General features: G+C 59.5%; 12 protein-coding genes. 11 read left to right on the top strand and 1 reads right to left on the bottom strand.

The window, feature by feature from the left end; genetic code table 11:
• The first annotated feature begins 143 nt into the window (after positions 1–143).
• From mnmG to BN3544_RS00625, 9 genes are all read left to right on the top strand, one after another.
• Entirely contained in the window at positions 144–2114 is a 1971-nt protein-coding gene (mnmG, locus tag BN3544_RS00665; RefSeq protein WP_026036653.1) for a tRNA uridine-5-carboxymethylaminomethyl(34) synthesis enzyme MnmG, read from the top strand.
• Positions 2111–2767 (top strand): 16S rRNA (guanine(527)-N(7))-methyltransferase RsmG, encoded by a 657-nt coding sequence (rsmG, locus tag BN3544_RS00660; protein ID WP_019429992.1) that lies wholly within the window; start codon positions 2111–2113, stop codon positions 2765–2767. The genes mnmG and rsmG overlap by 4 nt, the downstream gene beginning before the upstream one ends.
• A 182-nt stretch (positions 2768–2949) precedes the next feature.
• Positions 2950–3564: a LysE family transporter gene (locus BN3544_RS00655; RefSeq protein ID WP_019429993.1), complete on the top strand. Its 615-nt coding sequence runs from the start codon at positions 2950–2952 to the stop codon at positions 3562–3564.
• Positions 3565–3605: 41 nt separating this feature from the next.
• On the top strand, positions 3606–4223 hold the full coding sequence (locus BN3544_RS00650) for a LysE family translocator (protein WP_019429994.1): 618 nt from the start codon (positions 3606–3608) through the stop codon (positions 4221–4223).
• 15 nt (positions 4224–4238) lie between these two features.
• The gene (locus BN3544_RS00645) at positions 4239–5009 is read left to right on the top strand and encodes a ParA family protein (protein ID WP_019429995.1); all 771 of its coding nucleotides are present in this window, start codon (positions 4239–4241) and stop codon (positions 5007–5009) included.
• 26 nt (positions 5010–5035) lie between these two features.
• Positions 5036–5617: an RBBP9/YdeN family alpha/beta hydrolase gene (locus BN3544_RS00640; protein ID WP_019429996.1), complete on the top strand. Its 582-nt coding sequence runs from the start codon at positions 5036–5038 to the stop codon at positions 5615–5617.
• A gap of 2 nt (positions 5618–5619) precedes the next feature.
• On the top strand, positions 5620–6537 hold the full coding sequence (locus tag BN3544_RS00635) for a ParB/RepB/Spo0J family partition protein (RefSeq protein WP_019429997.1): 918 nt from the start codon (positions 5620–5622) through the stop codon (positions 6535–6537).
• 14 nt (positions 6538–6551) lie between these two features.
• Positions 6552–8300 carry an ATP-binding protein gene (locus BN3544_RS00630; protein ID WP_019429998.1) on the top strand — a complete coding sequence of 583 codons (1749 nt, stop codon included), beginning with the start codon at positions 6552–6554 and terminating at the stop codon, positions 8298–8300.
• Positions 8297–10045: an ATP-binding protein gene (locus BN3544_RS00625; protein ID WP_019429999.1), complete on the top strand. Its 1749-nt coding sequence runs from the start codon at positions 8297–8299 to the stop codon at positions 10043–10045. The genes BN3544_RS00630 and BN3544_RS00625 overlap by 4 nt, the downstream gene beginning before the upstream one ends.
• Positions 10046–10060: 15 nt before the next feature.
• Here BN3544_RS00625 and BN3544_RS00620 read toward each other — a convergent pair whose 3' ends face one another.
• Positions 10061–11488, bottom strand: a complete 1428-nt coding sequence (locus tag BN3544_RS00620) for an FAD-binding oxidoreductase (RefSeq protein WP_019430000.1) — start codon at positions 11486–11488, stop codon at positions 10061–10063.
• A gap of 155 nt (positions 11489–11643) precedes the next feature.
• Between BN3544_RS00620 and BN3544_RS00615 the strand changes: the two genes are divergently transcribed.
• Together BN3544_RS00615 and BN3544_RS00610 are read left to right on the top strand one after the other, a co-directional pair.
• Positions 11644–12222 carry a cob(I)yrinic acid a,c-diamide adenosyltransferase gene (locus BN3544_RS00615; RefSeq protein WP_019430001.1) on the top strand — a complete coding sequence of 193 codons (579 nt, stop codon included), beginning with the start codon at positions 11644–11646 and terminating at the stop codon, positions 12220–12222.
• Between the two features lie 6 nt (positions 12223–12228).
• Positions 12229–12585 carry a hypothetical protein gene (locus BN3544_RS00610; RefSeq protein ID WP_019430002.1) on the top strand — a complete coding sequence of 119 codons (357 nt, stop codon included), beginning with the start codon at positions 12229–12231 and terminating at the stop codon, positions 12583–12585.
• The last annotated feature ends 60 nt before the right edge of the window (positions 12586–12645 follow it).

Below are 12645 nucleotides of genomic sequence, written 5' to 3'. Positions count from 1 at the left end.
CAAAGCCCACTTCTGGCTTGCGCATGGGATGCCTGCTTAAAGTACAGCTGCCTGTAAAATAAGCAGCTTCAGCCGACCCCGTGGCAGGGCGGTTCATGGCGCAGGTGGTGCCCTTTTTGGCCTTCATTCGAGGCGGACTTTTCATGCTTTACCCTCAAGAATTCGATGTGATCGTGGTCGGTGGCGGCCACGCCGGAACAGAAGCGGCGTTGGCGGCTGCACGCATGGGCTGCAAAACGCTCTTGCTCAGCCACAACATCGAAACGCTGGGCCAGATGAGCTGCAACCCCTCGATCGGGGGCATTGGCAAGGGGCATTTGGTCAAAGAGGTCGATGCTTTGGGCGGGGCCATGGCGTTGGCCACCGACGAAGGCGGCATCCAGTTTCGCATCCTCAACAGTTCCAAAGGGCCGGCTGTGCGGGCCACGCGGGCGCAGGCCGATCGCATTTTGTACAAAGCCGCCATCCGCCGCATGCTTGAAAACCAGCCCAATTTGTGGCTGTTCCAGCAGGCGGTGGACGACCTGATGGTCGAGGGCGATCGGGTGGTGGGCGCGGTCACGCAGGTGGGCATCCGTTTCCGTTCGCGCACCGTGGTGCTGACCGCGGGCACCTTTTTGGACGGCAAGATCCATGTGGGCCTGCAAAACTACGCGGCGGGCAGGGCAGGTGATCCACCCGCTGTCAGCTTGTCGGCTCGGCTCAAAGAGCTTCAGTTGCCGCAAGGCCGTTTGAAGACGGGCACGCCACCGCGCTTGGATGGCCGCACCATCGACTTCAGCCAGTGCACCGAGCAACCCGGCGACGGCATGCCCGGTGGCATGAACGAAACCGATGGCGTCCCGGTGTTCAGCTTCATGGGCCGAGCCGACATGCACCCACAGCAAGTGCCGTGCTGGATCACGCACACCAATGAACGCACGCACGAGATCATCCGCTCGGGCTTTGACCGCAGCCCCATGTTCACCGGCAAGATCGAGGGCGTGGGTCCGCGCTACTGCCCCAGCGTGGAAGACAAGATCAACCGTTTTGCCGACAAAGACAGCCACCAAATTTTCTTGGAGCCCGAAGGCCTGACGACGAACGAGTACTACCCCAACGGCATCTCGACCAGCCTGCCGTTTGACATTCAGTACGACCTGGTGCGCTCGATGAAGGGCCTTGAAAACTGCCACATCTTGCGTCCGGGCTACGCCATCGAATACGACTACTTTGACCCGCGTGCCTTGAAAAACAGTTTTGAAACGCGCCAGATCAACGGCTTGTTCTTTGCAGGCCAGATCAATGGCACCACCGGTTACGAAGAGGCCGCCGCGCAAGGCTTGTTTGCCGGCATCAACGCTGCGCTGCAATGCCGGGGCGAAGTCGCTTGGACGCCTGCGCGTGACCAAGCCTACCTGGGCGTACTGGTGGACGACCTGGTGACCCAGGGCGTGACCGAGCCTTACCGCATGTTCACCAGCCGCGCCGAGTTCCGCTTGCAGTTGCGCGAAGACAATGCCGACGCCCGATTGACCGAAGTGGGCCGCCAGATGGGCTTGGTCGACGATGCGCGTTGGGACGCTTTCAGCCGCAAGCGCGACGCTGTTTCACGTGAAACAGAGCGCTTGAAGTCTGTTTGGGTGAACCCACGCAACCTGCCTGCCGAAGAATCGGTGCGCGTACTGGGCAAAGCCATTGAGCACGAGCACAACCTGTTTGACCTGCTGCGCCGACCCAACGTGTCTTACCAGGCCTTGATGTCTTTGGACGAGGGCCGCATGGCCAGCGCCGATGTTTCACGTGAAACATTGGGTGAGTTGAGCGCTACGGTCATTGAGCAAGTCGAGATTGCCGCCAAGTATTCCGGCTACATCGATCGGCAAAAAGGCGAAGTGGAGCGCGCTGCTTTTTACGAACACTTGCGCTTGCCCGAAAGCCTGGACTACATGCAGGTCTCGGCTTTGTCGATCGAAGCTCGGCAAAAGCTGGCCAAACACCGCCCTGAAACTCTGGGTCAGGCTTCGCGCATTTCGGGCATCACGCCCGCCAGCGTGTCCTTGCTGTTGATCCACCTGAAAAAGGGCGGATTCAAGGGTTTCATGCAGCCGACTGAAGAAGGTCAATCCGCATGAGTGTGAATTTGGCCTCCGGCCTCAATGCTGGCATTCGGGCCTTGGGCCTGGACTTGTCCGATGATCGGCAAAAGCTTTTACTGGACTATGTGGCCTTGATTCAGAAATGGAACAAGGTCTACAACCTGACGGCGTTGCGCGACCCGGCAGACATGCTCACGCACCACCTGTTGGACAGTTTGACGGCCGTAGCCCCCTTGGCTCGGCATACCCAAGGCCAAGCCATTCGGGTGTTGGATGTCGGTTCGGGTGGCGGCTTGCCTGGCGTGGTGTTGGCCATTTGCATGCCCGAGCTGAATGTCACTTGTGTAGACACTGTCGCTAAGAAAGCCGCGTTTGTGCAGCAGGTGGCGGTGAGCCTGAAGTTGCCCAATTTGCGTGGCATTCATGCGCGGGTCGAGTCTTTGACCGATCCTTACCGGGTGATTTGCTCCCGCGCGTTCGCATCGCTGCCCGACTTTGTGACCTGGTCACGTTCGGCTTTGGCGGAGGGCGGTGTTTGGATGGCCATGAAGGGCAAGCATCCGCAGGATGAAATCAAGGCATTGCCCTCTGATGTGAAGGTGTTTCACGTGGAACCATTGGCTGTGCCTGGGCTGGACGTTGAGCGCTGCATGGTCTGGATGAAGCCCGAGGCTGCTTGCTCGGTCTGATCTTGGGGCTTGCCCCTTTGGGCTGGTGTTGCCCTTTGTGTGCGGCCTGAGCACCCCAGACACACAGCATTTTGCCGCGCATGAACAGTTGTTTCACGTGAAACACATGGCTGTCTTACTTGCCTTGGGGGTGGCCGGGCAGGCATCACTTACACTCAGCCCATTCCCTTTAAAGAAAACCCATGTTTGGCATCTCGGATTACGGTGCATTTGCCGCAGCTTTTGTCTTGCTTTTGTTCTTGCCTGGCCCCGGTAACCTGGCCTTGATCAGTTCGGCCAGCAAAGGGGGTTTGTCGGGCGGTTTGGCCTCGGTGTTGGGCTTGCTTGTGGGGGATCAGATTTTGTTGTGGCTCACGGTGGCGGGTGTGGCGGCGGTGCTCAAAACCTTCCCGACATTGTTCATGGTTTTGCAGTGGTTGGGCGCTGCTTATCTGGCCTGGTTGGGCTACAAAATGATCACGGCCAAAGCGGGCGAGGGCCCCAGCATCCAGATCACTCTAGGGCATTACTTTCGTGAAACCATGTTCATCACCTTGCTCAACCCCAAGGCGATCATGTTTTATTTCGCGTTCTTTCCGCAGTTCATTGACCCGGTGAATCACCAAGGCTGGATCACCTTTGCGGTGATGGCCTTGACGATTGCGGCACTGGGCTTTGTCTATTGTTTTGGTGTGGTTTTGGTCACCCATTTCATGGCCGAGCGCATCCGGGCCAATCCCCGGTTTTCAGGTTTTTTGCAAAAGCTGGCGGGCCTGTGCCTGATCGGCTTCGGCCTGAAGATGGTGCTTGCCAAATGAGTGATCGCTTGGCCCTTATTTTTTACCCATGAAAGTTGCTGATGTTCTTTGGTATCTCTGACTACGGCGCGTTCGTGGCCGCCATTGTTTTGTTCTTGGCGATTCCCGGCCCCGGCAATTTGGCGCTCATCACCTCCACCAGCAAGGGCGGCGTGGCGGGTGGTTTGATGGCCACTTTGGGCGTGATCATGGGTGACCAAGTGCTCATGTGGTTGGCTGTGGCCGGTGTGGCTGCCGTACTGGCCACTTACCCGACTGCATTTGCCGCCATCCAGTGGTCGGGTGCTGTGTACCTGGCTTGGCTGGGCTGGAAGATGCTGTCGGCTAAACCGGGTGACGCGCCGGTGATGAACATCCGGCCTCGTCAGTATTTGCAGCAAGCCTTCGCCATCACCTTGCTCAATCCCAAGGCGATTGTGTTTTACATGGCGTTTTTCCCTTTGTTCGTTGACCCTCAAACCCATTTGGGCCTGCTCAGTTTTGGTGTCATGGCTGCCACCATTGCGGCCTTGACCTTGCTTTATGGCGTGGGCATGACTTTGCTCACCCACCACTTGGCCGAACGCATGCGCGCGAACCCCGTGATCGGGCGCGTTCTGGAGAAATTGGCGGGCATTTTTCTTGTGGCTTTTGGCATCAAGTTGGCCATTTCCAAATAACCTGGGCAGATCCTCATGGCCAAAATTTTCTGCGTTGCAAACCAAAAAGGGGGGGTGGGCAAAACCACCACCACCGTGAACCTGGCCGCTGGTTTGGCCAAAGTCGGGCAACGTGTGCTGTTGGTGGATTTGGACCCGCAAGGCAACGCCACGATGGGCTCGGGCATCGACAAACGTGCGGTTGAGTTGAGTGTTTACGATGTTCTGCTCGAGTCAGCCACCATTGCTGAAGCCGTGATCAAGGCCGATAAATGCGGTTATGACGTGCTGAGCGCCAACCGTGAGCTGGCCGGTGCCGAGGTCGAGTTGGTGCAACTGGAGCACCGCGACCAGCGCCTCAAAAACGCCTTGGCCGTGGTTGATGCCGATTACGACTTTGTGCTGATCGATTGCCCGCCATCGCTGTCCATGCTCACGCTCAATGGCCTGTGTTCGGCCCACGGCGTGATCGTGCCCATGCAGTGCGAGTACTTTGCGCTTGAAGGCCTGACCGACCTGGTCAACACCATCAAGCAGGTGCACGCCAACCTGAACAAAGACCTCAAGATCATTGGCCTGTTGCGCGTCATGTTTGACCCGCGCATCACCTTGCAAATGCAGGTCAGCGAGCAGCTCAAGGCCCATTTTGGCGACAAGGTTTTTGACACCGTGATTCCGCGCAACGTGCGTCTGGCCGAAGCGCCCAGCTATGGTTTGCCCGGTGTCGTGTTTGACGCCTCGGCCAAAGGCAGTCAGGCCTATGTCGATTTTGCGCAAGAGCTGGTGCGGCGCGCGCCCACGCTCTGAGCCGCGACAACGACCTCACCACAGAGATGACCGTTTTGGCCCCATCTGCAAACTTTGACGCCACTTTGGCTCCGCCCGCAACAGTGTTGATCCTGCCGGGCTGGCAAGGCAGTGGCGTGGACCATTGGCAAATGCACTGGGCGCGTGTGCACGGCTATGCCGTGGTCGAGCAAAACGACTGGATGAGGCCCTTGCGCGGCGACTGGTTGGCACGCGTGGATGACACCGTGATCGATGCTCCTGGCCCGGTGGTTTTTGCAGCGCACAGTTTGGGCTGTATTTTGGTGGCCGCTTGGGCGGCTGTGTCGCGGCACACCGCCCGTGTGCGCGGGGCATTGCTGGTGGCGCCCGGCGACACCGAAGACCCTGAGCTGAACAACCGCTTGCCCGGTTGGTCGCCCATCGTGCGCCAAGCCTTGCCTTTCAAAAGCATTCTGGTGGGCAGCCAAAATGACCCTTATTGCACGTTGACTCGGGCGCAAGGGTTAGCCCAAGACTGGGGCGCACGCTGGGTCGATTTGGGCGCCGCCGGGCACATCAATGCCGATTCATCGCTGGGCGATTGGCCTATGGGCCATGCGCTGTTGCAAATATTACTGAAGGATTGACCATGGTCACCAAAAAACCCAAAGGCCTTGGCCGTGGACTCGAAGCCCTGCTGGGCCCCAAAGTGCAGGACGCCCCTGCGGCCGACATGACCCCTGATACGGGCGTGTCCACCCAACTCCCACTCGACCAAATGGTGGCCGGCATGTACCAGCCGCGCACCCGCATGGACGAGGGCGCTTTGTATGAGTTGGCCGAATCCATCAAAGCGCAAGGCATCATGCAGCCGATCCTGGTGCGCCGGCTCACCGAGGGCGACAACGCGGGCAAATACGAGATCATCGCGGGTGAGCGCCGTTTTCGGGCCAGCAAACTGGCCGGTCTGAGTTCTGTGCCGGTGTTGGTTCGCGATGTGCCCAACGAGGCCGCTGCGGCGATGGCCCTCATCGAAAACATCCAGCGCGAAGACCTCAACCCACTCGAAGAAGCACAAGGCCTGCAACGCTTGATCAAAGAGTTTGGACTCACTCACGAAACGGCAGCCCAAGCGGTGGGCCGTTCGCGCAGCGCGGCCAGCAACTTGCTGCGTTTGCTCAATTTGGCGGATCCGGTGCAGACCATGTTGATGGCGGGCGATCTCGACATGGGCCACGCCCGTGCTTTGCTGTCGCTCGACAAAGCGGCGCAAATCACCGCCGCCAACCAAATCGCCGCCAAGAAATTGTCGGTGCGCGAGGCCGAAAGCCTGGCCAAAAAGCTCAGTGCTGAATTCAATCTGGTCACGCAACAGCCCAAAAAAGAAAAGTCGCGCGACGTGCGCCGGGTCGAAGAGGAGTTGTCCGATTTGTTGATGGCGCAAGTCGAGGTGCGTGTCAAAAAACGCGTCAAACGTCTGGGCAAGATGGAAGAGATGGGCGAACTGAGCATCCAGTTCGGCTCGCTGGACGAGCTCAACGGTCTGATCGACAAGCTGCGCGGTTGACCCGAGCTGCCACCATGCCGCTTTTCGCCACGGCTTCCAATCGCCCCAAGCAGAAGCGTTTTCTGGGCCTGATCCTGACCCATCGGCTGATTTTGTCCATTTACCTGGGTCTGTTGGGGCTCATCTCGCTGCTTTATTGGCTTTTTCCAGCGGGGGCGTATGACACGCGGGTCAACCTGGTCGTGACCATGTTGGCCTGGTCCATGTGGTTGGGCTTGGGTGTTCCAAGGTGGTATCCGGTGATCGTGCACACGACCACCGCCTTGGCCGTGGGCTCGGCGCTGCACATTGCATGGCACACCGGGGGCCTGAACTCGGGTGCCATGGAGTGGTTGGGCGTGTTGTCTGTGCCGGTGTTGCTGATCTTGGGGCCACGCGCGGCGTTTGCCTGGATCGTGATCAACCTGTTGTGTCTGTTCGGCATGTACCTGGCCGCCAGTGCGGGTGGGCCGACGCCTCTGCCGGACGATTTAAGTACTATTTTTGTACAAACGCTGGTGAACCATTTGTTGGCCTTGAGCAGCCTGATGCTGGGGGTCTTTGTGGGTGAAAATATGCACGCCAGCCAGTTGTGGGATGTGGAAAACCGCAACCATGAATTGCGCGAGATCCATGACGCCTTGATGCAGGCGCAAGCCCAAAAGGACGAGTTCACAGCGGCAGTGGGCCATGAGTTGCGCACGCCCATGAATGCCATTTTGGGTTTCAATGGCGTCTTGCGCCAAGAGTTGGCCGACCGGCCCGAGCACACCGAGGTGGTGGACCACATTCGCCATTCCACCACGCATCTGTTGCAAGTGGTCAACGACATTTTGGATTTCTCGCAATTGCAAGCGGGCCAGTTGCAGCTGGTGCCCGCAGACGTGGATTTGCGCCAACTGCTGGAGGAGGCCGTTGCCGCCCCTCGCAAGCTGGCCGCCGAAAAAGGGCTGAGTTGCGAGCTCTTGCTGCATTCGGCCATGCCCGCCCATGTGCAGGTGGACCGTCAGCGTTTGCTGCAAATCTTGGGCAATTTGCTGGGCAACGCCATCAAATTCACAGACAAAGGTCACGTCGTTTTGCGGGTCATGCCCGCCTTGCCGCGTTGGCGCTTTGAGGTCGAGGACACGGGCCGAGGCATTGCGCCCGAGCAGCAAGCCCATGTGTTTCGGCAGTTCGAGCATGCCGACGTGCAAACCAACCGGGCGTTTGGCGGCACAGGTCTGGGTTTGACCATTTGCGAGCGGCTGGTGACCCTGCAAGGGGGCGAGATTCGTGTGCGCAGTAGCGTGGGCCAAGGCTCGGTGTTCTGGTTTGAGTTGCCTCTGGAAGACGTGTTGCCTGACCACCCTGCCACGGTACCGGTGCCAGCTTTGTTGGCCAGTGAGCCGTTGCGTATCTTGCTGGTGGATGACAACACGGTCAACTTGATGGTGGCGCGGCTGCAGCTGCAAAAAATTTGGCCCAAAGCCAGCATCACCCAGTTCACCGATGGCGCTCAGGCCTTGCGTTGCCTGGAGGCCCAGGCCTTCGACGTGGCCCTGATCGACATGGTCATGCCCGAGATGGATGGCATGCAGTTGACCGGCCAAATTCGGCGCCACTTTCCGACGCAGACCGCGCACATGCCGATCCTTGCGCTGACGGCCAATACCCAATCGCACGAGCGCCAGCAGTGTCTGGATGCCGGCATGAACGACGTGCTGAGCAAGCCCATGGACACTGCCAAATTGGTGGCTGCCGTGAGTACGCATGTGCGCCGAGCACGAGGGTTGCTGGCATGAACATGCCCAAGCTGTTCACAGACCTGGCGGACGGCGTGGTGGCCTGCCTGCCTTCGCGTTTTCGACCGGGGCGCATGCCCTACGCCTTCTTTTTTGTGGCGTTGATCATTGGGGTGTTGCTGGGGTATTCCTTGTACCCGGCGCTGCCTGTGTTTCGGTGGATGTACCTGATCATGGTGGTTTTTTTAGTGGCCTTGTTGGCCGCTTTCCAGAAAGGCTTGCCATTGCCGTGGGCCGTCAACCTGGGCACATCGATCGGCACGCTGTTGCTGATCGTTTTGGTGTGGTTCACAGGCGGCATCTATTCAAGGAACATCGCATGGTTGATGATTTTGCCTTTGACGCCGCTTTACATGGTCAGTTGGCGGGCGGGTGCGGCTTGGTACGTGGCGATGTTGTTGGTCATTTCCGGCTTTGGGCTGGGCAGTTACATGCAGTGGTTGCCGGCGTACGACGTGCAGCAGTTCAGAGTCGGACAGGCCTACACCACGTACAGCATTTTGACGATGGTCATGATTGTTGTGCCCATGATCTACGACCGCATGTACGTCAATGCCTTGCGCGTCATCCGGGCCTACCAGCAAGAGCTGGAAACCAAGCGCCTTGAGCTGGAGCACGCGCTGCGCATGCGCGAACACTTTATTGGCATCGTCAGCCACGAATTGCGCACCCCCATGAACGCCATTGTGGGCTTCAATGCCTTGCTGCTGTCGCGTGTGCAAGACCGGCCCGAGGCGGTCAAGGCCTTGCAACACACCGGGCGTGCGGCCGATCACCTGATGACCGTCATCAACGACATCCTGGACTATTCGCAATTGCAGGCCGGGCAATTGATGGTGCAGCGCGAAACCTTTGTCTTGCGCGATGTGGCCTTGCATGCCTTTGAGTTGTTTTTGTCGCGCGTGCGCGGCACCTCACTGGACTACCGCATCGAGCAAGACGATGCCTTGCCGACGTGGGTGAGCACCGACCGCCACCGCCTGATGCAGGTCTTGGTGAACTTGCTAGGCAATGCCCTCAAGTTCACGCATCAGGGGTCGGTGGTTTTGCGGGTGCAATGGGAAAACCCGGGCGTGCTGTTTTCGGTGCAGGACACCGGAATCGGTATTCCCAAAGAGCAGCAAGACCGCATCTTCCGTCGCTTTGCGCAGGCCGACGCCAACATCCAGGCTCGTTATGGCGGCAACGGCTTGGGTTTGGCGATTTCGCGTCAGTTGGTCGAGTTGCTGGGCGGTGAGATGGGTTTTGAAAGTGCGCCGGGTCAGGGCTCGCGTTTCTGGTTTCGTCTGTCTTTGCCCGCGTGTGAATCGCCAGAGCGCGCATTGCAGGCAGAACAGACGCCTGGCCCCACGCAAACCGCGCAGATGGCTTGGCGTTTTTTGGTGGCGGACGATCACCCGATCAACCGCTTGCTGGTCAAGCAGGTCTTGAAAAATGCCTGGCCCAATGCGCAAGTGCTTGAGGCCGTGAATGGCCAGCAGGCCCTCGACTTGCTGGTGCAGTCCAGCGTGGACTTGGTGCTGATGGACATGGTGATGCCAGAGATGGACGGCATCGAAGCCACCCGTCGCCTGCGCCAAAATGAGGCTTGGCGAACATTGCCGGTGATGGGCCTGACGGCCAACGTCAACCCGGTAGACCTTGAGACCTTTCGGCAAGCGGGGCTGAACACCGTCATGCTCAAACCGTTTGAGCCCGTCCAGCTGTGCAACCGCGTGGAGCAGTTGTTGCTGCAGCGCCTGTGAGCCTTTAGGGGCGCATCACATCGAGAAAATCTTCCCCGGGTTCATGATGTTGTGCGGGTCCAGCGCCCGTTTGATGGTGCGCATCATGTTCACCGCGCCTTCGCCGGTTTCGGTGCGCAAAAAATCCATCTTGTGCAGGCCGATGCCGTGCTCGCCGGTGCAGGTGCCACCTAGGCGCAGGGCGCGGTGCACCAGTTGCTTGTTCAGGGCCTCGGCGGTTTCGCACTCTTGCGGGTTATTCGGGTCGATCAAATAACCAAAGTGGAAGTTGCCGTCGCCCACATGGCCCACCAAAAAGTAGGGCAAGCCGCTGGCGTCGGTTTCGGTGATGGAGTCCAGCAGGCAATCCGCCAGCTTGCTGATCGGCACGCAGGTGTCGGTGCTGATGGCGCGGCAGCCGGGCTTGCTCTGGATGGCCGCAAAGTAAGCGTTGTGGCGCGCTGTCCACAGGCGGGTGCGCTCTTCGGGCGTGACCGCCCATTCAAACGCGTTGCCACCGAACTCGCTGGCAATCTCTTGCACCGTCTGGGCCTGCTCTTTCACGCCCGCAGGCGAGCCGTGAAACTCCATGAGCAACATGGGCTCTTCGCGCAGGCCCAGCTTGGCGTAGGCATTGACCATGCGCACGGTGTTGTGGTCGATCAACTCAACGCGGGCAATCGGCACGCCCAGCTGGATGGTCTGGATCACGGTGTGCACGGCCGCTTCGATGCTCGGGAAAGAACAGATGGCCGCTGAAATGGCCTCGGGCAAAGGGTACAAACGCACCGTGACTTCGGTGATCACGCCCAGCGTGCCTTCGCTGCCCACCATCAGGCGCGTCAGGTCGTAACCAGCGCTCGACTTCTTGGCGCGGGTGCCGGTGCGGATGATCTCGCCTGCCGATGTGACCACTTCCATGGCCAGTACGTTTTCGCGCATGGTGCCGTAGCGCACAGCGTTGGTGCCGCTGGCCCGCGTGGCGCTCATGCCGCCGATGGTCGCGTCCGCGCCCGGATCAATCGGGAAGAACAAACCGGTGGACTTGATCTCTTCATTGAGCTGCTTGCGCGTCACGCCCGGTTGCACCGTCACCGTCAGGTCTTCGGCGTTGATCGACAGCACCTTGTTCATGCGCATCAGGTCGATGCTGATGCCGCCTTGCACCGCCAACAAATGCCCTTCGAGCGAAGAGCCCACGCCAAATGGAATGACGGGCACTTTGTGCGCTGCGCACAGTGCCACCGCATCGGCCACGTCTTGTGTGCATTCGGCAAAAACCACGGCGGCGGGTGGCGGCACATGGGTGAAGGCCGACTCGTCACGCCCATGCTGCTCGCGCACCACCAAAGCGGTGGAACAGTTGTCTTTGAAGCGCGTTTTCAGGGCGGTCAAAAAGGCTTCGGGCACATTGCGCTGAGCGATTTCGGGGGCCAGATGGGCTGCGGGTGTCGGGGCGTTCATGGGGGGTCTCCTGAGGTGGCGAGCAGACCCCGCCAAACTTGCGAAAACGCAGTTTACGCCGCAAACCCGGGGCTTGTTGTCCGGTGTCAGACAAGCCAAGGGGTCTTGCTCGACAATCTGGACACAAAATTTGCGCTACAAAAAAGGACAACACCATGGGCAACCGACTCACACAAATCGCCACCCGCACCGGCGACAACGGCACCACCGGCTTGGGCAACAACCAGCGTGTGTCCAAAAACAGCTTGCGCGTGCACGCCATGGGCGAGGTGGACGAACTCAATTCCCACATCGGCTTGTTGCTGTGCGAAGACATGGCGCAGGGCGTGCGCGATGTCTTGGTGGAAGTGCAGCACCAGTTGTTTAACTTGGGGGGCGAGTTGTCCATTCCTGGTTTTGAGCTGTTGAAAGCCGAAGCCGTGGCCGCGCTCGACGAGGCCTTGGCCACTTACAACGCGCAGCTGCCCAAGCTCGAAGAGTTCATCTTGCCCGCAGGCACACGCGGGGCCTCTCAAGCACACGTTTGCCGCACAGTGGCCCGCCGTGCCGAACGCGCTTGCGTGGCCTTGGGCAACGAAGAAGCCATTAATGAAATGCCTCGGCAATACCTCAACCGCTTGTCTGACCTGATGTTTGTCTTGGCCCGCGTGCTCAACCGCATGAACGGTGGCGATGACGTGTACTGGAAAAGCCAGCGCATGAATCAGAGCGACAAACCCGACGCGTCGGTCTGAGCCGCCATGTCTTGGTGCCGACGCATCGCTGGCCTGCGCACGCTGACGGGTCTGGGGCTTGCCCTCGCAGCGCTTGGCCCGACTTGGGCCGCACCGTCTTCGGTGGTCTTGAGTTGCGCTGTGGTGTACATGCCGCAGCGCAGCACTTGGGTGCGTGAGGTGCGCATCGACTGGGACCGCAAAGCCGTTCGCCGATTGCGCATTGACGGGGTTGAACCGTATGGTTTTTCGCTGTTGCCGGGCGGTGTCATGACGGCGGTAGACAACGAGCGCATCCAGATCGACTGGGTGACGCTGCAATGGCAAAGCGATTTTCGGGGACAAGCCACGGGCCAGGGCCGCTGCGAAACGGCCCCGGGATGACGGTGGTGGATGCTGTCACCTAGGTGCATGTTTCAGGGTTGTTGCGCGTGACAGCGCAGC

Source organism: Limnohabitans sp. Rim47, assembly GCF_001517545.1.
GTDB lineage: Bacteria > Pseudomonadota > Gammaproteobacteria > Burkholderiales > Burkholderiaceae_C > Limnohabitans_A.
The sequence above is the reverse complement of the archived record's forward strand: the minus strand, read 5'-3'. Positions and strand labels throughout refer to the sequence as shown.